The 24,806-nt window shown below is 57.9% G+C and carries 27 protein-coding genes; 25 read left to right on the top strand and 2 right to left on the bottom strand.

Features of this window, described 5'->3' with window-relative positions; genetic code table 11:
• Nucleotides 1-53: 53 nt before the first annotated feature.
• The 25 genes from ACXHRN_RS18575 (at nt 54) to ACXHRN_RS18455 (ending at nt 24,212) form a co-directional block, all read left to right on the top strand.
• Complete coding sequence (locus ACXHRN_RS18575) at nt 54-1,016, top strand: flagellin N-terminal helical domain-containing protein (RefSeq protein WP_488637789.1); 963 nt, start codon at nt 54-56, stop codon at nt 1,014-1,016.
• Nucleotides 1,017-1,383: 367 nt separating this feature from the next.
• A complete protein-coding gene (locus tag ACXHRN_RS18570; protein ID WP_488637788.1) occupies nt 1,384-2,346 on the top strand; it encodes a flagellin N-terminal helical domain-containing protein in 963 nt (320 codons plus the stop codon).
• A 378-nt stretch (nt 2,347-2,724) separates the two neighbouring features.
• Nucleotides 2,725-3,687, top strand: a complete 963-nt coding sequence (locus ACXHRN_RS18565) for a flagellin N-terminal helical domain-containing protein (RefSeq protein ID WP_488637787.1) — start codon at nt 2,725-2,727, stop codon at nt 3,685-3,687.
• Nucleotides 3,688-3,994: 307 nt separating this feature from the next.
• The gene (locus tag ACXHRN_RS18560) at nt 3,995-4,642 is read left to right on the top strand and encodes a hypothetical protein (RefSeq protein WP_488637786.1); all 648 of its coding nucleotides are present in this window, start codon (nt 3,995-3,997) and stop codon (nt 4,640-4,642) included.
• The gene (locus ACXHRN_RS18555) at nt 4,639-6,048 is read left to right on the top strand and encodes a MotB family protein (RefSeq protein ID WP_488637785.1); all 1,410 of its coding nucleotides are present in this window, start codon (nt 4,639-4,641) and stop codon (nt 6,046-6,048) included. The genes ACXHRN_RS18560 and ACXHRN_RS18555 overlap by 4 nt, the downstream gene beginning before the upstream one ends.
• Nucleotides 6,049-6,050: 2 nt before the next feature.
• Nucleotides 6,051-7,352 (top strand): chemotaxis protein MotC, encoded by a 1,302-nt coding sequence (gene motC, locus ACXHRN_RS18550; protein ID WP_488637784.1) that lies wholly within the window; start codon nt 6,051-6,053, stop codon nt 7,350-7,352.
• Complete coding sequence (locus tag ACXHRN_RS18545) at nt 7,349-8,743, top strand: flagellar hook-length control protein FliK (RefSeq protein WP_488637783.1); 1,395 nt, start codon at nt 7,349-7,351, stop codon at nt 8,741-8,743. The genes motC and ACXHRN_RS18545 overlap by 4 nt, the downstream gene beginning before the upstream one ends.
• A complete protein-coding gene (locus ACXHRN_RS18540) occupies nt 8,670-9,248 on the top strand; it encodes a transglycosylase SLT domain-containing protein (protein ID WP_488637782.1) in 579 nt (192 codons plus the stop codon). Before ACXHRN_RS18545 ends, ACXHRN_RS18540 begins: the two co-directional genes overlap by 74 nt.
• Before the next feature lie 281 nt (nt 9,249-9,529).
• Nucleotides 9,530-10,201 carry a response regulator transcription factor gene (locus ACXHRN_RS18535; protein ID WP_488637781.1) on the top strand — a complete coding sequence of 224 codons (672 nt, stop codon included), beginning with the start codon at nt 9,530-9,532 and terminating at the stop codon, nt 10,199-10,201.
• A 119-nt stretch (nt 10,202-10,320) separates the two neighbouring features.
• Complete coding sequence (locus tag ACXHRN_RS18530) at nt 10,321-11,616, top strand: flagellar hook protein FlgE (RefSeq protein ID WP_488637780.1); 1,296 nt, start codon at nt 10,321-10,323, stop codon at nt 11,614-11,616.
• Between the two features lie 22 nt (nt 11,617-11,638).
• The gene (gene flgK / locus ACXHRN_RS18525; protein ID WP_488637779.1) at nt 11,639-13,132 is read left to right on the top strand and encodes a flagellar hook-associated protein FlgK; all 1,494 of its coding nucleotides are present in this window, start codon (nt 11,639-11,641) and stop codon (nt 13,130-13,132) included.
• Between the two features lie 6 nt (nt 13,133-13,138).
• Entirely contained in the window at nt 13,139-14,191 is a 1,053-nt protein-coding gene (locus ACXHRN_RS18520; RefSeq protein WP_488637778.1) for a flagellar hook-associated family protein, read from the top strand.
• Nucleotides 14,192-14,323: 132 nt separating this feature from the next.
• On the top strand, nt 14,324-14,671 hold the full coding sequence (gene flaF, locus ACXHRN_RS18515; protein WP_488637777.1) for a flagellar biosynthesis regulator FlaF: 348 nt from the start codon (nt 14,324-14,326) through the stop codon (nt 14,669-14,671).
• A complete protein-coding gene (gene flbT, locus ACXHRN_RS18510; protein WP_488637776.1) occupies nt 14,668-15,117 on the top strand; it encodes a flagellar biosynthesis repressor FlbT in 450 nt (149 codons plus the stop codon). Before flaF ends, flbT begins: the two co-directional genes overlap by 4 nt.
• Nucleotides 15,108-15,548, top strand: coding sequence for a flagellar hook assembly protein FlgD (gene flgD, locus ACXHRN_RS18505; RefSeq protein ID WP_488637775.1), 441 nt, complete (start codon nt 15,108-15,110; stop codon nt 15,546-15,548). Before flbT ends, flgD begins: the two co-directional genes overlap by 10 nt.
• 143 nt (nt 15,549-15,691) lie before the next feature.
• Nucleotides 15,692-15,958, top strand: coding sequence for a flagellar biosynthesis protein FliQ (gene fliQ / locus ACXHRN_RS18500; protein ID WP_488637774.1), 267 nt, complete (start codon nt 15,692-15,694; stop codon nt 15,956-15,958).
• A 127-nt stretch (nt 15,959-16,085) separates the two neighbouring features.
• On the top strand, nt 16,086-18,176 hold the full coding sequence (gene flhA / locus ACXHRN_RS18495; protein WP_488637773.1) for a flagellar biosynthesis protein FlhA: 2,091 nt from the start codon (nt 16,086-16,088) through the stop codon (nt 18,174-18,176).
• A complete protein-coding gene (locus ACXHRN_RS18490; RefSeq protein ID WP_488637772.1) occupies nt 18,173-18,919 on the top strand; it encodes a flagellar biosynthetic protein FliR in 747 nt (248 codons plus the stop codon). The genes flhA and ACXHRN_RS18490 overlap by 4 nt, the downstream gene beginning before the upstream one ends.
• Nucleotides 18,920-18,923: 4 nt before the next feature.
• Nucleotides 18,924-19,331, top strand: coding sequence for a hypothetical protein (locus ACXHRN_RS18485; RefSeq protein WP_488637771.1), 408 nt, complete (start codon nt 18,924-18,926; stop codon nt 19,329-19,331).
• A 92-nt stretch (nt 19,332-19,423) separates the two neighbouring features.
• Nucleotides 19,424-19,975 (top strand): rod-binding protein, encoded by a 552-nt coding sequence (locus ACXHRN_RS18480; protein ID WP_488637770.1) that lies wholly within the window; start codon nt 19,424-19,426, stop codon nt 19,973-19,975.
• A 52-nt stretch (nt 19,976-20,027) separates the two neighbouring features.
• A complete protein-coding gene (locus ACXHRN_RS18475) occupies nt 20,028-20,408 on the top strand; it encodes a hypothetical protein (RefSeq protein WP_488637769.1) in 381 nt (126 codons plus the stop codon).
• 6 nt (nt 20,409-20,414) lie between these two features.
• Nucleotides 20,415-20,972 carry a hypothetical protein gene (locus ACXHRN_RS18470; RefSeq protein ID WP_488637768.1) on the top strand — a complete coding sequence of 186 codons (558 nt, stop codon included), beginning with the start codon at nt 20,415-20,417 and terminating at the stop codon, nt 20,970-20,972.
• 465 nt (nt 20,973-21,437) lie between these two features.
• Nucleotides 21,438-22,250 carry a WecB/TagA/CpsF family glycosyltransferase gene (locus ACXHRN_RS18465; RefSeq protein WP_488637767.1) on the top strand — a complete coding sequence of 271 codons (813 nt, stop codon included), beginning with the start codon at nt 21,438-21,440 and terminating at the stop codon, nt 22,248-22,250.
• A 126-nt stretch (nt 22,251-22,376) separates the two neighbouring features.
• Complete coding sequence (locus ACXHRN_RS18460) at nt 22,377-23,105, top strand: hypothetical protein (RefSeq protein ID WP_488637766.1); 729 nt, start codon at nt 22,377-22,379, stop codon at nt 23,103-23,105.
• A 207-nt stretch (nt 23,106-23,312) separates the two neighbouring features.
• A complete protein-coding gene (locus tag ACXHRN_RS18455) occupies nt 23,313-24,212 on the top strand; it encodes a bifunctional methylenetetrahydrofolate dehydrogenase/methenyltetrahydrofolate cyclohydrolase (protein WP_488637765.1) in 900 nt (299 codons plus the stop codon).
• A 7-nt stretch (nt 24,213-24,219) separates the two neighbouring features.
• Here the strand turns inward: ACXHRN_RS18455 and ACXHRN_RS18450 are convergent, their stop codons facing one another.
• Together ACXHRN_RS18450 and ACXHRN_RS18445 are read right to left on the bottom strand one after the other, a co-directional pair.
• Complete coding sequence (locus ACXHRN_RS18450) at nt 24,220-24,480, bottom strand: type II toxin-antitoxin system RelE/ParE family toxin (protein WP_488637764.1); 261 nt, start codon at nt 24,478-24,480, stop codon at nt 24,220-24,222.
• 25 nt (nt 24,481-24,505) lie between these two features.
• Entirely contained in the window at nt 24,506-24,763 is a 258-nt protein-coding gene (locus ACXHRN_RS18445; protein ID WP_488637763.1) for a ribbon-helix-helix domain-containing protein, read from the bottom strand.
• Nucleotides 24,764-24,806: the final 43 nt, after the last annotated feature.

Genomic DNA, 24,806 nt, shown 5'->3' with positions numbered 1-24,806 from the left:
ACTTTCGAACCCGGCATGTCCCTACTTTTGTAACTCGTAAAAGGGACGCTCCCATGACTTCTATCATGACCAACAACAATGCTATCGCTGCATTGAACACCCTGCGCTCGATCTCGGGCGATCTCGAAAAGACGCAGAACAACATCTCCACCGGTTACCGCGTCAACGATGCCAGCGACAATGCTGCTTACTGGTCGATCGCCACCACGATGCGTTCGGACAAGTCTGCCATGAGCACCGTCCAGGACGCTCTCGGCCTGGCCGCCGCCAAGACCGATACTGCCTATACCGGCCTGAACGCGGCTATCGACGTCGTCACCGAAATCAAGTCCAAGCTCGTTGCTGCCCGCGAACCGGGCGTTGACAAGCTCAAGATCAACGCCGAACTGACGGAACTCAAGAACCAGCTGGTTTCGGTTTCCGAATCGGCTTCGTTCTCGGGCCAGAATTGGCTGTACAACGACGACAACACCGCCAATGGTTCGGTCGAAATGGTTGGCTCGTTCAACCGCAGCGCAACCGGCTCCGTTTCCGTCGGCGTGCTGAAGTTCGACACTGCCGACTCCACGCTGATCGACACCAAGGACGTCCAGCTCGGCCTGCTGACCAAGGATGTCGTGGTTACGGCGCCGAAGGGCACGATCACCACTAGCGCGACCTACTTCCTGGTCAACACCGGTGCTGCCACGGGTGCTTCCGGCACGGAAATCCAGCTCGACGCTTCCACGTCTTCGGATGCTATCGACGGCATGATCTCGGCCGTTGACTCGATGCTCGGTTCGATGACCGATACTGCTGCTACCCTCGGCGCCACCAATTCGCGCATCGACATGCAGAATGAATTCGTTGCAGATCTCATGGACACGATCGACAAGGGCGTTGGCCGCCTGGTCGATGCCGACATGAACCAGGAATCGACGAAGCTGAAAGCCTTGCAGACACAGCAACAGCTGGGCATCCAGTCGCTCTCGATTGCGAATTCGGACAGCCAGAACATCCTGTCGCTCTTCCGTTAATCGCAAGTCTTCGATTAAAAGATCGAAAAGGAGGCCGCCCCGAAAATCGGGGCGGCCTTTCTCGTTGTACCGATTTTGGTGGGTGGCTTCGTCTGACGCATTCAGTTTCCGGCCTTTCACAGGGCTTTGGCGCCGATCTTGCGGGCAACCGTCACGTTGTCACCCTCTCAAAAACGTGGTGAATCGACGTGGTTAAATTGCTGTCGCCGTAAGAACTTCTTTAACCATATGCGTGTCTATTGGTCCTCATAGACGCGACGGGCTAGCCGAAGATGACGCTAGCAAGCATGAAGCCTACCGCCGTTACCGGTTGAAAATACCGGAATGTCCCTTCCATTTTTCCCGTTCCTAGAGGGGCAGTACAACTATGACTAGCATTATCACGAACAGCTCTGCAATGGCAGCACTCAACACGCTGCGTTCGATCAACCAGAACATGGAAGAAACGCAGGCCCACGTATCGTCGGGCTATCGCGTCGACAAGGCATCCGACAACGCCGCTTACTGGTCGATCGCAACAACCATGCGCTCGGACAACAAGGCTCTTTCCACTGTTCAGGACGCCCTCGGCCTCGGCGCTGCCAAGACCGATACCGCATACACCGGTTTGAATTCAGCGATCGACGTTGTCACCGAAATCAAGGCCAAGCTGGTTGCCGCACGCGAACCGGGCGTCGACAAGCTGAAGATCAATTCCGAACTGACGGAACTCAAGAACCAGCTGGTATCGATCTCCGAATCCGCTTCGTTCTCCGGCCAGAATTGGCTTTACAACGACGATTCTTCCATCAACACCACTGTCGAAATGGTTGGTTCGTTCAACCGCGCTTCCGACAACACCGTTTCGGTCGGTATCCTGCAGTTCGACACGGCGACCTCCACGCTCGTCGACACTTGGAATGTCCAGAACGGCCTGCTGACCAAGGATATCGTCGTCACCGCTCCCGCGGGCACAATCACGACCTCCGCGACCTACTTCCTCCTCAACACCGGTTCTGCGACCGGCGCTTCGGGCACGGAAATCAAGCTCGATGCAACCACGTCTTCGGATGCGATCGACGGCATGATCTCTTCGGTTGAAGTGATGCTCTCCAGCATGACGGACTCCGCCGCGATCATCGGCTCGACCAACATGCGCATTGACCTGCAGAACAACTTCGTCGCCGACCTCATGGACGTGATCGACAAGGGCGTTGGCCGCCTCGTCGATGCCGACATGAACGAAGAGTCGACGAAACTGAAAGCGCTGCAGACGCAGCAGCAGCTGGGTATCCAGTCGCTCTCGATCGCCAACTCGAACTCGGAAAGCATCCTCTCGCTCTTCCGTTAAGCGCGAATCACTTCGATCAAAAAAACAAGCCGCCGGTTGCATTGCACCCGGCGGTTTTTTGATTCTTGGCATATTTCATTTTTTGCACTTTTTCGCCCAGCTTTCCCGACGGCAGACTTGATTCCTAAGAGGCTGTATTTGCGATTAGATTCGCAGGCTCTAATGAGCGGGCTGGCAAAAACCTATCAGAACTTGCAGGTGAAAATTAACAAAACCTTTCTGCCGTTAACCATTGATTAACCATGTCGCTTTACATAAAATTAATGAATGGCAGGTTGTCGCCCAGGGCAAAAATGGCGACGACGAGCATGATGCGCTACTGCTATTGCCGGCAAGATGTTCCGGAATGTCCGCGAAACTCGATTTGAGGCAATACCCATGACAAGTATGATGACCAATGCCGCGGCGATGGCCGCGCTGCAGACCCTTCGCGATATCAACGACAAGATGGACACGACGCAACAGCGCATTTCCTCGGGTTACCGGGTGGAGACGGCGTCTGACAATGCGGCCTACTGGTCCATCGCCACCACCATGCGCTCGGACAACAAGGCGCTGTCGACAGTTCAGGATGCCCTCGGCCTTGGCGCCGCGAAAACCGATACGGCCTATACGGGCCTCGAATCGACGATCGACGTGGTCACCGAGATCAAGTCCAAGCTGGTGGCCGCGCGCGAACCGGGCGTCGACCAGAACAAGATCAATGAAGAACTGAAAGAACTCAAGAACCAGTTGCAGTCGATCGCCGAATCTGCATCCTTCTCGGGCGAGAACTGGCTTTACAACGACACCGGCGTGCCGCCGACAACCGTCGAGATGGTCGGCTCGTTCAACCGGGCCTCGGACGGCACGGTCTCCGTCGAAACGCTCGAATTCGATACGTCAACATCGATGCTTATCGACATGAGCAACGCGCAGAATGGCGCGCTCACCGCCGACATCGTTGTGACTGCTCCAAGTGGTACCATCACGACGTCTGCAACATATTTTCTCCTTGCCTCCGGCTCTGCCACCGGCGCATCGGGCACCGAAATCCAGCTTACCGGCACGACCAGCGACGACGCGATCGATGGTATGATCTCGGCGGTCGATGCGATTCTAAGCGGCCTGACCGACTCAGCGGCAACTCTCGGCTCGATCAATTCGCGTATCGACATGCAGGATGACTTTGTCGCAACCCTGATGGACGTGATCGACAAGGGCATCGGCCGCCTCGTCGATGCCGATATGAACGAGGAATCGACCAAGCTTAAAGCGCTGCAGACACAGCAGCAGTTGGGCATCCAGGCCTTGTCGATCGCCAATTCCAACGCGGAAAACATCCTGCAGCTCTTCAAGTAAGATCTGCGAATGCTTCCTTGGGGCCGGCCGGATAGGCGGCGGCCTCACCATGACCGGAGAAATCCACACCGTCAGGCTTGTTTCATTGGCTGGACTGCGAAGCGATTTCAGGAAGCATATGCCATTCCTCCGTGCTGCCGGTCATCGGCACGGTTTTGGAAAGTTGGGCCGCGTTATTGCCCTGACGCGGCCCGACGCATTCATTCATTCTCGCACAAGATTGCACATCTAGTTTTCCGTCAATGCACCGTATTTCCGGCTCCTGCCGGCAATTACTTTTTTCTGGCTCTGTCCCGGCGGCTTTGCGATGAATGCTATGATTGCCAAATATCTCAAGGACTTCAGTACTCCAGCGCCCGCAGAAGCGGCCGGTGGCGACATTCTGGAAAGCCTCGCCGGATCGTCGTTCGGCGATCTTGACTTTGGAGCCCCGCAAGCGCCGGAGATCGACATCGAGGAAGAGCGGCAAGCCTCCTACGGCATGGGTTTTCGGGCAGCGACCCAGGAAGCCGAGATCAAGCACGAGGAAGAACTGACTGAGATTGCGCAAGCACATGCGGCCGACATCGAGCAGATGGCCGCCGTCCATGAGGACGAGGTGATCGCTATGATCCATCGCCGTTTTCAGGAAATGACGCAGGCCCTTTCGCAATCGCTCGCCGAACAGACGCTTCAGGTCTTGCTGCCCGTTTTCGACGAGGAACTCTGCCGCCGCTCGATCGCAACTCTTGCCGCATCGGTGCACGACGCCTTGCAGGAGACCGGAATCAGCGCGGTCGTCGTGCGAGGACCGGCCAATCTCTATCAGCGACTCAAGCCGCTGTTTGACGATGATGGCGTCGAGAGCCGCTTCGTCGAGACCAGCTCGGTCGATATCTCGGTGGAAATTAATGAAACTGTTCTCGTCACCCGCCTTGCAGCCTGGACGCAATCGCTCTCCGAGGTAACCGGATGAGCGAGACTGAAAGCCATCACCACGGCAAAAGCGAAATCATCATCGTCAAGCGTCACAAGGGTGACCACGATGGTCATCACGGCGGCGCCTGGAAAATTGCCTATGCCGACTTCATGACCGCCATGATGGCCTTCTTTCTCATCATGTGGCTGGTCAACGCTGCCAATGAGGAAACCAAGGCCGCTGTCGCCAGTTATTTCAATCCGATCAAGCTGACCGATCCGTCGCCGGCGGAGAAGGGGCTGAAGAAGCCCGCCAAGGAAGCTGACGGCGAAAATGAGCAGGACAAGTCCAAGTCCGAAGGTCAGGAAAAATCCCCCGGCCAGTCCGCTGAGGAAGGCAAGGACAAGAGCGCGACAGTCGGCCAGGAAGTCCAGTATTCCGAGGCGGACTATTTCGAAAATCCGTATTCGGTGATTGCCGAGATCGCTCAGGAAACTGACGACAAGGCCAATGTCAGCGCCAAGGGCGACGGTGGCAAGCAGGATGCAGGTCCGGGCACCGGTGCCGATGGCGGCGAAGCGTTCCGCGATCCTTTCGATCCTGACTTCTGGACGCAGCAGGTGGAAGTTTCCCGTACCAGCCCCGCAAGCTCCGATCAGCCTGCCGAGACGGCCGGCTTGCCGGGCGACGGCATGGTGGTGGACGCCGAGAACCCCAAGACGGCCTTCACAGGTGAAGCCGACAAGGGCGACAAGAAAAGTGGCGAGCAAAAGACTGGCGACCTCAAGGCGGGCGAGGGCCTGACCGACAAGAACGGCATGACCGATCACGCCGAGGCCGGCAAGGCCGACAAGCCGAAGGACGGCAAGACCGCCCTCGACAAGAATGGTGTCACCGACAAGGACAAAGCCGGAAAGACCACTTTTGCCAAGGACGGCACGACTGAGCAGGACAAATCAGGTCTCAGCGATGCCGAGCTCAAGAAGCTTGCGGAAAACGAAAAGCTCGCCAAGCAACTGGAAGCTGACCTCAAGAAGGACCTCAAGGGCAAGATCGGCTATCTCGCCGAAGGTCTCGTCGTCACGCCGGCCGAGGGCGGTGTGCTGATCAGCATCAGCGACCAGATCAAGACGCCGATGTTCCAGGTCGGCTCCTCAGTTCCGACGCGCGAGACTGTCGTCGCCATGACCCAGATCGGTGAATTGCTGAAGTCGCGCAAGGGGCAGATTGCCATTCGCGGCCATACCGATGCGCGGCCCTACAAGACCAATGGCTATGACAATTGGCGGCTTTCGGCAGATCGCGCGCAGAGCGCCTACTTCATGCTGAAGCGCGCCGGCGTCGCCGAAGATCGCATCTCGCAGATTTCGGGCTATGCCGATCACCGGCTGAAGTTCCCGGCCAAGCCGCTGGATGCAAGCAATCGTCGCATCGAGATTCTCATTCAGGCTGACGAGGGCTGATAATGAGGCCACGCATCGCCCTCGCATGCATGATGCTCGCACTCGGTGCCACGCTCTGCCTTCCGGCTCTCGCCGAGGTCAAGAGCGCCGACAGCGTGTCGGTCTATCGGATGGTGCGCAGTCTGCAGAACATCCAGGACCAGGTCATCAATGGCGACCTGAACTCGGTCGATATGCAGCGCTTCCTGTTGGGTGAGATCGACAAGCGCCTGCGTGCCGCTGATCCTGCCGTTTTCGATGATCCGCGCAATGTCGATGCGGCATTGATCTATGCGATGAGCGGCGGCAATCCCGAAACGCTCGACCTGCTCGCCAACCGCGACATCGCCGGCAATTTCGACAATCGCGTTACCAGCATCCTCAGGCGCTATCTTTCGGGGAAGGGGGCTTCGGCCACCAAGCAGCTCGAGACGGTCGTGCCGGAATATCGCAACACAACCATCGGTCCTTATCTCCAGCTCATCGGTGCCAATGCACTGATGGAGAAGGACGCCGATACGGCGCTGAAATTCTTCGATTGGGCACGCATTGAAGCTCCCGGCTCGATCATTGAGGAGGCGGCCCTTCGGCGCTCGCTGAGTCTCGCTTCGAGAAAAGGCGATACGGCCCGGGCGCTCCCGTATGCGCGTCGTTATGCGCGGCGCTACATGAGCTCGCCTTATGCATCCCAGTTCGCCGACGTTTTTGTTGGTCTGGCTCTCGACCACGAAGACGCGCTTCCGCCCAGTGAAATCAAGGAAGTGCTGTCGCTGGTCGAGCGCAAGCGCCAGCGCGAGATCTACCTGCGCCTGGCGCGGCGGGCGGCAATTGCCGGCAACAAGCATCTGACCGATTTTGCCTCGCTCGAAGCCCGACGTCTGTCGGAGCAACAGGACAAGTCGCAGCTGGCGCTCGCCGAGCTCTATTCCGGCATCGTCAATATTCCGAGCGACGGCGTCAACGACATCCTTGATCGACTGGCAGGCATTCCGGACACAGAACTCTCGCCCAAGGATCGGTTTCTCAGGGATGCTGCGCGCGTTGTTGCAGAAGAAGTCACCAATGCTCCGAGTGAAGATAGCTTGACGCAAGTAAAGCGGGATATGGTCGATAAAGAATACAGGGACAGAATGTCCGATCTTGCAGTCGATGCTGCCAATACTTCATCCACGGCTCCGCTGGGTCAGCTAGACCAGAAAGATGCCAATGAAGCGACCCACAAGCAGGCATTGGACGCGCGGATCGGACAGGTCGAGAGTTTCGTGAGTGTCGGTCGGACGAAGCTCAACGATATCGATCTGCTCCTTTCGGGGGATAGCAAATGACGGCAATAGATCAGTCGATGTTGGGCCAACCAATTGTCCCCAAAGCCAAGCAGGCTATCGGAAACGACCATGGCCACGGCAATGGCTCTGCCAAGCACGGCCAGGATGCCAAGAGTTTTGACGATCTGGTTTCGGAAGCGGAACAGAAGCTGGGTACCGGACTTGCCGTCGATGATGATGCACTCCAGAACCTCGATGATACGGATGCTCTGTCCGCTGATGCCGGCCAGAAGGTCGGCGCGGACGCAACAGGCCGGGTGCGGATTGCCACCAATTTCCAGCAGATGCTGAAGGCAAGCAACGACGGTCGTGCAACCCTTGCTGCGGCAAATGCCCAGCAGGGCGAAAAGCCCGCTGCAAAAGCGGACAGGAATGCCGACACGCAGAAAATCAAGGTCGCCGACGCCGGCAACGACAAAGCCGCGATCAGCCTGTCCGAACTGCTCGGCCTGACGGCTTCGGATGACGCGGATGTTGCCGAAGGCACGGATACTGCGCCGGTGGCGACTGTAAAGAAGACCAAATCGGAGGATAAGCCGGAACATGCCGAGGCCAAAGGCGCGGCATCCGACAGCAGCGCTGTGTCCATGGCGATCGATGTCTTGAAGGATGCGGCTGCCCAGGTCCATGCGGCATCCCAAGGCGGCCAGCATGCCGAGAGCAAGACTGACGATGACGATGCGAAGTCGGGTGATGATACCAACGACATCGTGCGGCTGGTCAGCAAGGACGGCAAGGGCGCACCTGTCGATGTGCCGCTCGTTGACAAGGCAGATGATGCAGAGGCGCCCAAGCAATCTTCCAGCAAGACCGATTTCGTCACCGTGCTTGAATCGCGCCGCTATCTCGGCTTCTCCAGCGACACCAATGCGACGACGCTCGCCAGCGCGATCAAGGCCGATCCGACCTGGTCGCAGGCGCTCCAGTCCGTTACCGCGGCCCAGAACGCCATCGATGGCAATACATCGACCACGGTCAATACGCTGAAGCTGCAGATGAACCCGGAAAACCTGGGTAACATGACTGCCTCGCTTCGCCTGAAGGGCGAGGAACTGACAGTGGAAGTCAAGGTCGAGACCATCGAGGCCTACCGGCACCTTTCCAACGACCATGACTCGATCTTGAAGTCGCTGAAGGATCAGGGCTTCTCGATCGACCAGGTTTCGATCCAGCTCAGCGCGCCGGAAAAATCCGCGGCCAGTCAGGATGGCAACCAGTCGTCGAACGGCCAGGATCAGCGCGACAATCTCGGGCAGAACGCCAGGCAGCGCGAAGAAAATGAACGTCGCACCGGAAACCAGAACCTTTGGCGGAATAATGATCAAGCGTCATCTCAAGGCGATCTCGGCGGCAGCTCTGACGACAGCGACTCTGGCAATATCTACCTCTGAGGCGCTGGCCTCGGCGGGGATTTGCGAACGGGAGATCTCCGCTGCCGCCATCAAATATCACGTACCGGAAGGCATTCTCTATTCAGTCGGTTTGACCGAAACCGGCCGGCGCGGATCTCTTCAGCCGTGGTCTCTGAATATCGAAGGCAAGGCGAAATTCACCCAGTCCGCCACTGATGCCCTGCTCGCTTTTCAGGATGCACAAAGCCAGGGTGCCGTGCTCATCGATTTGGGTTGCATGCAGATCAATCATCACTTCCACGGAGAGCATTTTGCGAGTGTTGCAGAAATGTTAAATCCCCGCAAAAATGTAGAATATGCCGCGAAGTTCCTCGCGCAGCTGCACGCGAAGCATGTTACATGGACCATGGCCGTCGCGCGTTATCACGCGGGACCCAACAACGATCCGGCGCAAAAACAGTATGTCTGTCGGGTCATTTCGAACCTGGTTGCGACCGGGTATGGAAACTGGACGCCCCAGGCCAAAACTTTCTGCTACAACTAAATAGTGCAAAACGCCAAGTTGATTCCCGCTTGAATCATTGTGGCGAGAATGTGCGCGTGGACAACGAGTCAAGAGGGCATTTTTGACCCGTTAACCATGCGTTAACGATTGCGTATAAAAAATTGTGCCAATTTTTTACTGACATACTACATATAGATCAAATCGGGCCGCAATGGTTAATCAACTGTTAATTCTTACCCGTCGGAAAGTCTAGTATTCGCCGAGTCAACCGATTCGTATCAATAAGTCGTTGTTTCACTACACTGATTCGGAGGCGGCTGATGATCGTAGTGGTAGATGAGCGTACGCTCGTAAAAGATGGATATACTTCACTTTTTTATCGCGAAGGAGTGCCCTCCACGGGCTTCGATCCCGGTGAATTTGGGGAGTGGGTATTGACGGCGGCAGACACTGATATTGACGCAGTGGAAGCCTTCCTGATTGGGCAATCCGAACTCGCTTTGGATCTCCCGAGAGCCATTCGCGACAGGAGCCAGGCACCGGTAATTGCGGTCTCTGATTCGCCCTCTCTCGAAATGACTCTTGCATTCTTTGATTGTGGTGTGGACGATGTCGTCCGCAAACCAGTCCACCCCAGGGAAATCCTGGCGCGGGCCGCGGCAATTCGCCGGCGATACAAGCCTGTCAACAACTTTACCGATGTCGGCGCCGTCAGGGTGTTCTCTGATGGGCGTGATCCGGAAATCAGTGGCGAGGTCTTCCCGCTGCCCCGGCGCGAACGGCGCATCCTGGAATACTTGGTCTCCAATCGTGGACGCCGGGTTTCAAAAACGCAGATCTTCAATGCGATCTACGGCATTTTCGACGAGGACGTCGAAGAGAATGTGGTTGAAAGCCACATCTCGAAGCTGCGCAAGAAGTTGCGGAAGCGGCTGGGTTTCGACCCGATCGATTCCAAGCGCTTCCTCGGTTACTGCATCGATTGGCAGTAACCGCACGATATGTGCCCTGCTGGGGCGGTGTGGCAATCAGTTAATATTTTGTTAATCCGCAAAGGTTCACGCAAGGCACATATCCTACTCTGTAATCAATACGGAAACGAGGATCCGAAATGAGCCTTTACGGAATGATGAGAACCGGCTCGTCAGGCATGAATGCCCAGGCGAGCCGACTGAGCGCGGTGGCGGACAATATCGCCAACACAAGCACGACCGGCTACAAGGCTGCGTCGACCGAATTTTCCTCCCTTTTGCTCCCTTCCAGCGGCGGAAACTACAATTCCGGCGCTGTTGAGGCGCAGACTCGCTACAGCATCAGCGAGCAGGGCGCACTTCAGTACACGTCATCCTCCACGGACCTCGCTATCAATGGCGATGGTTTCTTTGTGGTTCAGGATCCAAGCGGTCAGCCCTTCATGACGCGGGCGGGCGCCTTCACTCCAAATGCGGACGGTGAGCTCGTAAATACGGGCGGCTATAAGCTCCTGGGTTATCCCTACACGACGGATGATCCCGCGCCGGTGGTCAACGGCTTCGACGGCCTGCAGCCCGTTACGGTTGGCACAGACTCGCTGATCGCCAATGCGTCGACGCAGGCGGTTTTCTCGGCGAACCTCGATTCCGGTGAGGATATCCTGACCGGCGACCTGCCGTCGGGGAACCTGGCGACTTCGGAATATACCCATAAAAGCTCCTTGAAAGCTTACGACACGCTCGGCAATGAGGTGCTCTACGACATCTACTATGCCAAGACGGCCGACAATGAGTGGGAAGTCACGATGTACAACGCGGCAGACCGCGATACGACGTCTGGCGGCTTCCCGTACGCCAGTAGCGCGCTTATAAGCGAGACGCTGGTTTTCGATCCGGCAACGGGCAATCTCGATCTGTCGTCGATGACGGACAATTCGGACAGTGTGGTCGATGGTGTCTACACACTTGCTGCTGGCTCTGTCGCGAACATGCCTGAGTTGACTATCGACTTCTCTAGCATGACGCAGCTGTCCTATGACTTCTCGGTCCAGGACGCGAGCGTTAACGGCAATGCGCCGAGCGAAGTCGATTCGATCCAGATTTCGGGCGACGGCATCGTCTATGCGCAGTACGAGAACGGCGACCTGCTGCCGATCTACCGCATTGCCATGGCGACCGTGGAGAGCCCGGACAAGCTCAATGTCATCTCCGGCAACGTCTATTCGCAGAGCGTGGATTCCGGCGTCGTCATCCTCGGTTTCGCCGGCAATTCCGGCTTCGGCGAAATCGTCTCCGGTGCGCTCGAGAATTCCAATGTCGACCTCGCCGAGGAACTGACCACGATGATCGAGTCCCAGCGGACATACACCGCGAACTCGAAAGTGTTTCAGACCGGCTCGGACCTCATGGATGTCCTCGTCAATCTGAAACGGTAGTGAAAGTTAAAAGGGGCGCTCGATGTCGCTATCTTCTGCCATCAGTACGGCACAGTCCATCTTCTCCAATACCGGCTTGCAAAGCTCGGCATTGGCGCAGAACATTGCCAACGCATCCAACCCGGACTACGCGCGCCGGGTTGGCACGCTGACGATTGATGCCGCCGGCGGACAGCAGCTCAAGGTCGAGCGCACCTACGACAACGGCCTGGTCAAGCAGACGATGTATTCGACTGCCGACTCGACCGGACAGGATACGCTGCAGGAAAAGCTGGAGCGTATCCGTTCGCTGCTGGGGGGCAACGACTACGAAACGTCGCCTTCCACTTACATCTCGACCCTGCGTGACAATCTGCAGGCCTACGCGACCAAGCCGAACGAATCGACACTTGCCTCGACCGTGATCTCCAGCGCGCAGGATGTCAGCAACTCGCTGAACTCCATATCGTCGGAAATCCAGTCCATGCGTGGGCAGATCGACCAGGAAATCGACGACAAGGTCGAGGAACTCAATGGCCTGCTGAAGCAGTTCGAAGGCGTCAACAACGCCATCAAGGCTGGCACGGCCACCGGCGCTGATGTCAACAACGAACTGGATATGCGTGAGCGCTACCTCAAGCAGATCTCCAAGACCGTGGGTATTCGCTCATTCACCCGCGGCGAAAACGACATGGTACTCTACACCAGCGACGGCACGATGCTGTTCGACGTCAACGCCCGCGATATTCTCTTCTCGCCCAACGCAGCCTATGACGCCTCGACGGCCGGCAACCCGCTGATCATCGACGGCGTTGCCATGGAAGCCGGCGAAAATGGCAACACCACGGCCAAGGGCAGCCTTCAGGCGCTGCTGCAGGTGCGTGACTCCGTCATTCCGACCTACCAGTCGCAACTCGATGAAACATCGCGCGGCCTGGTCGAAATGTTTGCCCAGCAAGACCAGACCGCATCGGGTGTTGATCCGATACCCGGCCTTTTCACCTATGAAGGCTACGCAGCCGGCGACACGCTGCCGGCGAGCGGCACCGTAGTGGATGGGCTTGCTGCAAAGATCAAGGTCAACGACAACCTCGTCAAGAACAAGGGCGGCGATCCGACCCTGCTCAGGGATGGCGGCTATGATGTCGACAATCTGGGCGTCGCATCGACGGACTACCTGTCCAACGTCAACGGCGACGCCAGCTACTCGACGCTGCTGGACGGCCTCGTCGGCAAGTTCGAGAGCGACCTGACCTTCGATTCGGCGACGATGCTGGATGTGTCCACGCCGATCTCGGAATATGCGACAGGATCGGTCGGCTGGCTGGAGCAGATGATCTCCGAAAGCGCGACCGCCAAGGACAACAAGGCCGCACAGCTTTCGCGTGTCGCCGAAGCGCTTTCCAACACGACCGGCGTCAGCCTCGACGAGGAAATGTCGCTGATGCTCGACCTCGAGCAAAGCTACAAGGCATCAAGCAAGCTGGTGACGGCCGTTGATCAGATGATCGACTCGCTGCTCACGGCTGTGGGGTAATTTGCTATGAAAACATCGTTCATCTCGAACCTTTCCGTGCAGTCGGCCATGCGTGCCACCGTCAATCAGGTGCAGAACGAACTGATCGACTCCCAGAAGGAAGTCGTCTCTGGGCGCTACAGCAATATCGGCGAACAGCTTGGCGCCACGACCTCGCGCAGCCTGAACCTGCACCGCGACCTGGCAATGATGGACAATCTGCTCTCGACCAATTCGGTGGTGACGCAGCGTCTGTCCTCGACACAGATGGCGATGGAAACGATCTCCAATGCCGGTCAGACCGGGCTGAACACGCTTGTGGCGCTTTCGGGCTCCACCGACAGCACGCAGCTGGCGACCGCCGCGCAGACGCTGACCGACGTGCTCGACCAGTTCACGGACGCAGCCAACACTTCGGTCAATGGCGAATACGTGCTTGCCGGCATCAACACCGACAACAAGCCGGTCAATAGCTACATGACCGACGAAGGCGGCGCGAGAACTGCCTTCAATGACGCATTCACCGGCTATTTCGGTTTTGCGCAGACGGACCCGGCCACGATCAACATCACGCCGACCGACATGCAGGATTTCATGGACACCGTCGTCGAGCCGATGTTTACCGGCGCCGACTGGAACACCTATTGGTCGACCGCCTCGGATACGCCGGTCACCAGCCGCATTTCCAAGACCGAGGTCGTCCAGACATCGGCGACCGCCAATGCCGACGGCTTCCGCAACATCGCGATGGCCTCGGTTATCGGCATCGAGCTTCTGAACGCCAAGTTGACCAGCGACACGCGCGCCATCGTCAGCGATACGGCGATCAAGCATATGGGCCTGGCGATCAACGGGGTGGACGGACAACGAAGCGAACTCGGTCTTTCCGAGAATCGTGTGGCCATCGCCAATACGACTTTGCAGGCGCAGATCGACATCATCAAGCTCAACCTTGATGATCTCGAAGGGGTGGATGTCTACGAGGCGTCGACGCGGATCACCGCGCTGACGAACCAGATGGAGATCTCCTACAATTTGACAGCCAGGATTTCTCAGTTGAGCCTCGTTAACGAGCTCTAATCCTGGTTGAGAACGTCAAGGCATTGAATTTTCGAATAAATTTGGCCTGGGTGGAGAAACGGACATGGAGCGTAAGCCTGGGTTCAGGCACAATATGTAAGCTCCAAGAATGACCGGAATATGAGGGACTGAATGTACCAGTTTTCCTACGCAGAAATCATGGCGGATGATATCGCCGGGTCGCGTGACCGAGAGAAGCAAGTTTTGGACCGCGCCGTCGAACTCTTGCGGTCTGCGACGCAGAAGGGGCGCGAGTCGCGGGATGCCGTCGAGGCGCTCTACTACACAAGACGTGTATGGACGGCGTTCATCGAGGATCTTCGCAATCCCGACAACCAATTGCCACCCAATGTCAGGGCGGACCTAATTTCCATCGGTATCTGGATCCTCAAGGAGTCAGATCGGATACGCTTGCGTCAATCCGAAAACTTCAAGGGCATCGCCGATATCATAACCATCATTAGGGATGGATTGAAATGAAGAGCACTTTGCGTATTTCGCTCAAATCCGGAGAACGGATTTTCATCAATGGCGCCGTTCTGCGAGTTGATCGCAAAGTTGCTGTCGAATTTCTGAATGATGTGACTTTCCTTCTGGAAAACCACGTGCTGCAGCCGGAGAGCGCCAACACGCCGCTGCGTCAGCTCTATTTCATCGTGCAGATGATGCTGATCAATCCGGAAGGCGCCGAGCAGTCCAAGATCATGTTCAAGAAGTCCATAATCATGCTGCTGGCAAGCTTCCAGCATGATGAGATCCTTGCCGAACTGAAGCGGATCGACGCCGTTGTCATATCGGGCCGTCCGTTCGATGCGCTCAAGGCCATCCGTTCGCTCTATCCGCTTGAAGAGAAAATCCTCTCTGCCCAGGAAATCACCCCGGCAGCTCGTGAACACATGCGCCGGGAGATGGCACCATGGCAATAAGCGCACTGAATTCGTTGGCAGCCGCCGCGACCAGCACCACCAGCACGACGACGACCCAGTCGACCAGTGATGCCAAGGACGCGACACTCAACTACGAGAGCTTCCTGAAGCTGCTTGTCGCTCAAATGCAGAATCAGGATCCGACCGACCCGGTCGATGCGACCGAGCAGATGTCGCAGCTGGCTTCGTTCTCGAATGTCGAACAGGCGATCAAGACCAACACCCACCTCGAGAGCCTGATCCAGGAGACCTCGCTGTCGCAGGCAACCAACCTGATCGGCAAGACCATCACCAGCGCCGACGAGAAGACCACGGGCGTTGTCGCCTCGGTGGAAGTCAATTCCGACGGCCTGACAGCGGTCCTGGAAGATGGCAGCAAGGTCGTGGTTCAGTCTGGCATCGTCGTTGCCGCAACAAAGACGGACGACTAGACCGAGAGCGATTGATCCACGACACCCAGAATGCAGGGGATCGGCAACATTGCCGCCATGCAATCTGCGCATTTGGGTATAATATCACGATCACGCCGCGTCTGATTCCGGATGCGGCGTCATGCTTCAAGTGAGAACAGCAGATGAATGAGGCCGATGCACTGGATATGGTCCAGGCTGCGATCTGGACAGTGCTCGCAGCATCGGGCCCCGCAGTTCTTGCGGCGATGATCGTCGGTGTCACCGTCGCGCTCCTGCAGGCGCTGACGCAGGTTCAGGAAATCACCCTGACATTCGTCCCGAAAATCCTTGCGGTGTTTGCCGCAGTGGCGATTTCGGCACCCTTCATCGGCTCGCAGATTTCCGTGTTCACCAACCTGGTCTTTTCGCGCGTCCAAAGCGGCTTTTAAATCCGGGCGCGCCTGCTCCACACCCCTCGCACAAGTTTCGAAAGCTAGGTTGGCTAGGCGCGAATTCTTTGCGCAGGCGCGATATTTCTCGCTCCGATATGACGGCTCATGAAGAGGCGGGTGGTTTATGGCGGATGTAACGTCGCTGGTTGTTCCAAAGGTTGCGCCCAAGGGGCGCGATATCGGTTTTGCGATCGGTATCATCTTCATCTTGGCGACTTTGTTCCTGCCGCTTCCGCCGTTTCTCATCGATCTCGGTCTGGCATTCTCGATTTCGTTCTCGGTGCTCATCCTCATGGTGTCACTGTGGATCCAGAAGCCTCTGGATTTCTCCTCGTTCCCGACCATTCTGCTGATCGCGACGATGACACGATTGGCGCTGAACATCGCCACGACACGCGTCATCCTCAGCCACGGCAATGAGGGGCACGAGGCCGCGGGCCATGTGATCGCGGGCTTTGCCAGCCTCGTCATGTCGGGCGACTTCGTCATCGGTCTGATCGTCTTCCTGATCCTCGTCGTGGTGAACTTCATCGTCATCACCAAGGGTGCTACGCGTATCGCTGAAGTTGGTGCACGTTTCACCCTGGACGCCATCCCCGGCAAGCAGATGTCGATCGACGCCGACCTTTCCGCTGGGATGATCGACGAGCATGAAGCTCGCCGCCGGCGCAAGGAGCTGGAAGACGAAAGCTCGTTCTTCGGGGCGATGGACGGTGCGTCCAAGTTCGTTCGTGGTGACGCGGTCGCCGGTTTGCTGATCACCGCGATTAACATCTTCGGCGGTATCATCATCGGTTATTTCCGTCACGGTATGGAAATCAAAGAAGCCGCCGACGTCTTCGTCAAGCTTTCGGTCGGTGACGGTCTCGTCTCGCAGATCCCGGCGCTGATCATCTCTCTCGCCGCCGGCCTGTTGGTCTCGCGCGGCGGCCAGACCGGCACGACCGACAAGGCGGTTGTCGATCAGCTCGCCGGCTATCCGCGTGCGCTGGCCATGTCGTCGGGTCTGGTCTTCGTGCTGGCCTTGATGCCCGGCCTGCCGTTCTTCCCGTTCGTGACGCTGGGCGGCATCATGGCATTCGCCGGCTGGGCCATTCCGCGCCGTCTCGAAGCGGAGAACCAGGCCAAGCGAACGGCCGAGGAACAGAAGAAGGCCGCTGACGTCAAGGCCGAGGACAAGGACTCCGTCAAGCAGGCACTCAAGACGCCGGAGATCGAGCTGGCGCTCGGCAAGCAGGTTTCGACACGCTTGCTCGGCGCCCATCAGGAACTCGCCTTCCGCGTCGGCAAGATGCGCAAGAAGTTTGCCAGCCAATACGGCTTCGTGGTTCCGGAAATCAAGGTTGCCGACGAGCTCGGCATTGCCGACAAGTCCTACCACATTCGTATTCACGGTACGACGGTTGCGTCCAATATGCTGCGAGTCGGCGAAGTGCTTGTTATCACCGGTGGCGGACGCAAGCCGTCCGTGCCCGGCGACGAGGTTCGCGAACCCGCTTTCGGCATGCCGGCCGTCTCTGTGGTCGAAACCTTCACGGAAGAACTGAAGCGCGAAGGCTTCCATCCGATCGACAACGTCTCGGTGGTGCTGACGCATCTGTCGGAAGTCATCCGCAACAATCTGCCGCAGCTTCTGTCCTACAAGGACGTCAAGATCCTCATCGACAGGCTCGACCCGGAATACAAGAAGCTCGCCGACGAGATCTGCACGACGCATATGTCCTATTCGGGCCTGCAGGCGGTGCTCAAGCTGCTGTTGGCCGAGCGTGTCTCGATCCGCAACCTGCATCTCATCCTCGAAGCGGTGGCCGAACTTGCCCCGCATGTCAGGAAGACCGAGCAGATCGTCGAGCACGTCCGTGTGCGCATGTCCCAGCAGATCTGCGGCGACCTCTCGGACAACGGCTTGCTGCGCGTGCTGCGCCTTGGTAACAAATGGGACATGGTCTTCCACCAGGCAATCAAGCGAGACGCCAAGGGCGAAATCGTCGAATTCGACATCGATCCGCGCATGCTCGAGGAATTCTCCGAACAGGCTACGAAGGTCGTGCGCGAATATCTCGATCGCGGCGTGCCGTTCGTTCTCGTCACCTCGCCAGAGACGCGCTCCTATGTGCGGATGATTATCGAGCGACTGTTCGCCACCCTTCCGGTGCTCTCGCATGTCGAACTCGCCAAGGGTATCGAAATCAAGATCCTCGGAACCATTTCATGATCGAGGATCCACAGGGCCTTGTTTTGGCGCTGTTGCTGGTCTTCTGCCGGATCGGCGGCTGCATCATGGTTCTTCCCGGCTTCTCGACGGCGCGCGTGCCGGTGCCGTTCCGGCTGTTCGTGGCGCTGACAGTATCGCTCGCCATGCTGCCGATGATGTGGGACACGATCTATCCCAAGGTGGCAGGCGGCACGCCGGACTACATTCTGATGATCGGCGTGGAGACGCTGACCGGTACGGTTCTCGGTCTCGTGACGCGCTTCTATACGCTCGGACTTCAGTTCCTGGGCACGGTTATCACCATGATGGTCGGCCTCAACACGCCTCCAGCCGGCGATATCCTGGAAGACAGCAGTGAAGGCCAGCTGACCAATCTCCTGACCTTTGCCGGCCTGATGGTCCTGTTCATGCTGGATTTCCATCATCAGGTATTCCTGGCGGTCGCCCAATCCTACAAGACCTGGCCGCCGGGCATGGCGTTTGATCCGCAGAAGGCGCTGGTGACGCTGGTCGACACGCTTGCTGCGACCTTTACCATCATGCTCCGGCTGGCAAGCCCTTTCATCCTCTTCAACGTGCTGTTCAACGTGGCGATCGGCTTCATCAACAAGCTGGCGCCGATCGTGCCCGTCTACTTCATCTCGACGCCGTATATGGTGATGGGCGGCTTGCTGCTCTTCTACTTCGGTATCTCGTCGCTTTTGCAGCTGTTTGCCGACGGCTTCGGCACGGTTTTCAGGTAGGGCGATGGCGAAGCAAACCCGGTCTCAAAAACTCCAGCGGCTCGTCAAGGTGCAGCGTCACCTTGAGCACATGGCCGAGAACGAACTCGCCGCCACGACGCAGGCGCGCAGGGAAGTGTTGGACAATCTCGATGCCGTGGTCGAGGCGATCGGTTCGCTGACGCCTGTGCATCAGATCTTCGCCGGCCTCTATTCCAACCAGATCACCCGCCTCAGCGCCAAGGACCAGCACCTGCAATTGCAGCAGCAGATCCACGAAAACAGGATGATGCGCGAAAAAGCCAAGGGCGACCGCCTGGAAGAAAACATGCGCGATGCCCGCACCGCCGAGAACCGAGAAGCGGAAGATACGGCGATCTACGATCTGCTCGACCAGCGCATGGCGGCGGGACGGAAGGACGATGGCATCTGACCCTGGCCCGACGCCTGTCACAAGCCACGGTCAAGCTTAAACAACGATGATCTTACAAAGGCCGAAAGGCCACGTTACCAACGGATTTCCCCATGGCAATCAGCACCCCAACCGATATCGTCTCCGACGTTCTCAATGCTGCGGACCCGGCTGCGGTGGAAACCGCGCGCGCTCGGCTTAATGCAGGCCAGGCCGCGCTGCAGGCACAACGTCTCGAAAACACCGATCAGGCCTTCAGCGCCCAGATCGCCATGAACCAGCTTCGCGACGACACCAGCCTGCATGCAGGCAAGAAGGACGTGCCGGAATCGTATCGCAAGTTCGAATCGATGGTGCTCGGCAACTTCCTGAAGACGATGATGCCGGACAGCGAGGAACTCTACGGCAAGGGCGCGACGGGCGAGATCTGGAAGGGCATGATGGCCGAGCAGATCGCCAACGAGATCTCCAAGACCGGCGGCATCGGTATTGCCGACAAGCTCGCCGAGCACGGCGCGACCCGCGTTCGCGACAAGACCGTCGAGGACGCCAATCGCAGTGGCCGCATGCATATGGCGACGCAGCTGATCGAAGAGCAGCAGATGAAGGCGCTGGACAAGTTCTTGCCAGGCGCAGACGTCAAGAAGGCAGACGCGAAAGCATGATCCCGCTTTCCGGTAACAGCGACATAGAGTGGGCACGGGCGGAGTGAGCGGGATGACAGTGGCGATTACCGAAGAGAATTTCAGGGATGTACGGCTCAAGACGGTTCTGGGCCGGCTTGAACTGATCATCGACAATGAGAATGACCGGATCGGCAAGGATTCGATGTTCGACATCAAGACGTCGAACGCGCACAAGAGCCGTTGCCTCTACGAACTGACCATGCTGTGCAGGGATACGACCCCGGAAGAATTTCCCACGGGCTTTTCCTCGCAGATGAAGTTCCTCAAGCAGAAGCTGATGTTGAATGCCCGCAAGCTCGAGGCGCATCTCAATGCCGTGCGTACCGTGACGGATATCCTCCGCAGCGCTGCACAGGAAAGCGACGGCGACGGAACCTACACCCAGGAACAATTCCGCTACAGCGAGATCTAAATCCCGATGCTCAAGCTCATCCTCACAGGCGTCTGGGTCGCCGTCGTCACGCTGGGATCGGTGTATTTCTCGATCCAGATGTCGAAGGCGCCCGATCCTGCCGACGAGGCAGCCAAGAAGAAGGCTATCCAGGAACTCGTGCGCGGTGAGGTGACAACGTTTCCGGTGATTGCGGATGGCCATGTCGATGGCTATTTCCTGACCCGGACATCCTACATCGTCGACAAGACGAAGATGCCTCTCGTCACCATGCCGATCTCGGTGTTGCTGACCGACGAGCTCTACACCGCCCTTGTCGGCGACAAGGTCATCCGCGTTGGCGAAAATAAGAATTTCGATCTCAAGGCTTTCCGCGAACGGGTCAAGGAAACGCTGAACAAGCGCCTCGGCCAGGACGTTGTCATGGACATCGTCGTCGAGCAGGTCGATTACCTCTCCAAGGACGATATCCGCACCAGCATGTCGCAGAAGCAGATGACACTGAAGAGCGGCAAGCAGATCATCGCCGAAAAAGTGCCGACCGACATCCAGGAAGAGTCGAGCACCATGGCGAACTCCCATTAGAGCTGTTTGAGCGCATCCGCAAAAGTTAACAAATGGTCGCCAAACGGCGGCAGCGGCTCCATATGAGCGCTCACGCACATACGTTGATCCCAGTCTGATACAGACATGTCTTCGCATTCTGTTCCACTATGGATCGAAATCGACCGTCTACCCCCTCCTCGCCACATTTTCGTCACAGACACACCCAGATTTTTACTTGCGAAATCTTGGTTATTTCGACGTTTTTCTACCCCCAATTCCTTGAAAAACAATGGCTTTCAGGCATCCGGTTAACACTTCGTTAATCGGTATTTATTGTTTTGAATGAATGACTTAAAGGCCATTTCAGCCCTCCCTGCTACTTCTCGTCGTCAAGGGTAATCAATCGAGCGCGAACCAGGACTGCCACACCGGCGGTACGGATCTTGCTGTGCTCGAATTACCGGGCTCGGAAAAACCGGGCTTTGTAACGGGGGAATTTCGGGAATGAATATCGTTTCCAATATGGCGGTTTTCAGCTCGCATCGGCAGGTCTTCGGCCTGCCGGTTTGCGATCTGGGATGGTCTGAGGCGTTCAGTTTTGTCAGCGCGCTTGCCGATATGCCGATCGGCCAGACCGTCATATCGTTTCTGAATGCGCATAATGCCAATGTGCTGGTGAGGGACCCTGAATACCGCCAGGCACTCGAGCGCCACCTCGTGCTCCCCGACGGCGTCGGTGTCGATGTCGCCTCGCTTGCGACTTTCGGCACATTTTTTCCAGCCAATCTCAACGGCACGGATTTCGTGCCGGCGCTGTTGACCTACATGACCACCCCGAAGCGAATCGGCTTGGTCGGTGCCAAGCCGGAGACGCTTGCCAAGGCCCGCGAGCAGTTCGCCGCCCACGCTCCCTGGCATGAAATTATTGCTATCCACGACGGCTATTTCACCGAGCAGCAATCGCCCGACGTGGCACGCGAGATCGCTCGTCACAAGGTCGATATTCTGCTTGTCGCGATGGGCACGCCGAAGCAGGAGAAATGGGTTGACCGCTATATCAGGCCCGAGCATGCGCGATTGGTGATCACGGTCGGCGCGCTGTTCGATTTCGTCGCCGGCGACGTGCCGCGCGCGCCCGAGATGGTCCGGCGTTTCCGCATGGAGTGGCTGTTCCGGTTCATGCAGGAACCCCGCCGGCTGGCAGGCCGGTATTTCCTGGGCGGCCCGATCTTCCTCGGCCATGTCGCAGCCTATGCCGCCTGGCAGCGTTTCGGTGCCGGCAGGCGTGGCTTCCCGCATCTTGGGCCGACGGCCTGACAGTGGGCAAATTAACCATTTGTTAGCCATAAAGTTCTAGGGTCGCGGTAGGCCACAAGGCCGAACCGTGGCCGCGACATTTCTGCAGTTCGCCTGGCTAAAATCCACGAATGATGGTTGGCTGATATGACGAACCGCTCGCTTCTCGATTATCTCGGTGAACATTTCGAACCGGCACAGGAACCGCGCGACGAAATGTACCCCGTCGACCAGCTGAGAGCGCGGCTTGCCGAATTGGAGAGCAAGCTTACCGCTGCCGCCAACGTCGTTCCACCGCCCGCCCCGGTGACGGTGCCCGAGCCGCCGCTTTCCAGCCAGATCGAATCCATCCTCAAGCGCCGTGACGGGCTGTCGCCCGACCGCATCGAGCCGAGGCAGGAACAGCTCCGTGAAGCTGTCCGAGGCATCGAGCGCCACCACGAACGCATCGCCATGCAAGCGCCGCCACTGGCGCCGGAAGCTGCCGCTGCCAGCGGTGACTTCGGCCGCTTCGTCGATGCCGTCCAGTTGATCGCCCAGGCCGCCAGTCGCTATCTGCAGCAGTCGCAGGGCGAACCTGTAGCGGTGCGTCGCGAAATCGCTCCGCCTGCCGCTGCTCCCGAGATCTCTGTCCTTTCTGAAGGCCTCAAGCAGGTGTTGGGTGCCTTGCACGACATGACCGACGAGTTCCGCTCCGCCACGGAGGAAATGCGTCGCGGTTCCAACGAGGCCCGCAAATCACCTGAAGACCGGCATGCCGCACCACGCCGCATCAGTCGCGACGACGCCGAACTCTTCCGTCTCCAGGACGATCTCGATGATCTGCGCGAACGACTGGGTTCGCTTACCCGCCATCGCAGCCGCAATCCGTATTGATCCCACCAATCACCATTGGTCCCGACCAATCACTATTGGTCCCGGTCAATGCCTATTGATCCCGGTCAATCGCTATTGATCTCGTTCAATTCTCCCCATAATCGTGTTGAATGCGCGCCTTACGGAGGCGTGCAAAGACGATTGCCAAGGACGGTCCAGCGATAGGATCGCCGCAAAATGAGCTAGGGATTCAGAGGAGGCCTAAGGGTGGCAACAATAATCAACGGAACTGAAGTCGCGGCATCGGTGATCGAGCAGGTCAAGTCGTCAGCGTCCAAGCTTCAGGCCGATACCGGCGTCCAGACCGGCCTTGCAGTGGTCATCGTCGGTTCAGATCCCGCCAGCCAGGCCTATGTTGGCTCGAAGAGCAAGATGGCCAAGGACTGCGGCTTCAAGTCGGTACAGCATTCGCTACCGGAAGACACCACCCAGGAAGCGCTGCTGGCGCTCGTTGCCGAACTCAATGCCGATCCGAGCATCCACGGCATTCTCGTGCAGCTGCCGCTGCCCAAGCATCTCGATTCCGAGCCCGTCATCCAGTCGATCCTGCCGGAAAAGGACGTCGACGGCCTGCATGTCGTCAATGCCGGCAAGCTGGCCACGGGCGATATCGAAACCGGCCTGATTTCCTGCACGCCGGCCGGCTCGTTGATCCTCGTGCGCACCATCCGCGGCGAAGACCTGTCCGGCCTCACTGCCGTCGTCATCGGCCGCTCCAACCTGTTCGGCAAGCCGATGGGCCAATTGCTGCTGTCGCGCAATGCCACGGTCACCATGGCGCATTCGCGCACCAAGGATCTCGCAGCCGTTGCCCGCACCGCCGATATCCTCGTGGCCGCCGTTGGCCGCCCCGAGATGGTCAAGGGCGATTGGGTCAAGCCGGGCGCGACCGTCATCGATGTCGGCATCAACCGCGTGCCTGCGCCTGAAAAGGGCGAAGGCAAGTTCAAGCTGGTCGGCGATTGCGACTTCGCATCCTGCGAGCCCGTCGCCGGCGCCATCAGCCCGGTGCCAAAGGGCGTCGGCCCGATGACCATCGCCATGCTGATGGCCAACACCGTCATCGCCGCCTATCGCAGGGCTGGCAAGACAGCGCCGAAGTTCTGATACAGGATTAAAGGTTAGGCAGGATGCGCCGCCAGTTTCGGCGCATCGACAGAACTCTTGCAATCAGCACATGCGTTGTTGCGACCTGATAAACGATAACGTGGCTTTCATGGAAAAAGACGCGAACCTGTTGCGTAGCGATGCCGTATCGCTGCCCCAATCCGGGCTGGCTTGCAAGGAGCTCGAAGCAAGTTTGGAGCCTTCCATGATACGCATCGGCGTGGTGCGCGCCAAAAATTTCCAAGCCATAGCTGTAGATGTCGATCACATCTCGGTCAGCCTGCTTGGCGAGCCTATAACTTCGCATTCATGCGATCTTTGGCTTGCCGTCTAGCGTCCGCGAGTATTTCATCCATTGTACGATCGCTGATGCCGCTATCGAGACCTTCCTGGACCAGCCGGTCGAACTCTTCGATAGCCTCTTGTCGTTCTCTCTCATTGAGCAGAACGCTTTCGACGTAGTCGCCGACGCTATTGAAATTGTTGTTGGCGGCTTGCTTTTCAGCCCATTCGCCGAGCGGATCTGGCAGCGAGAGCAGCACTTTTGTCATCGGAACTTCCGTAGAAATGTTCAATCATCCTCGCAATTATGGA

Source organism: Shinella sp. OV683 (genome assembly GCF_057787725.1).
This window is presented reverse-complemented; position numbering and strand designations above follow the sequence as displayed.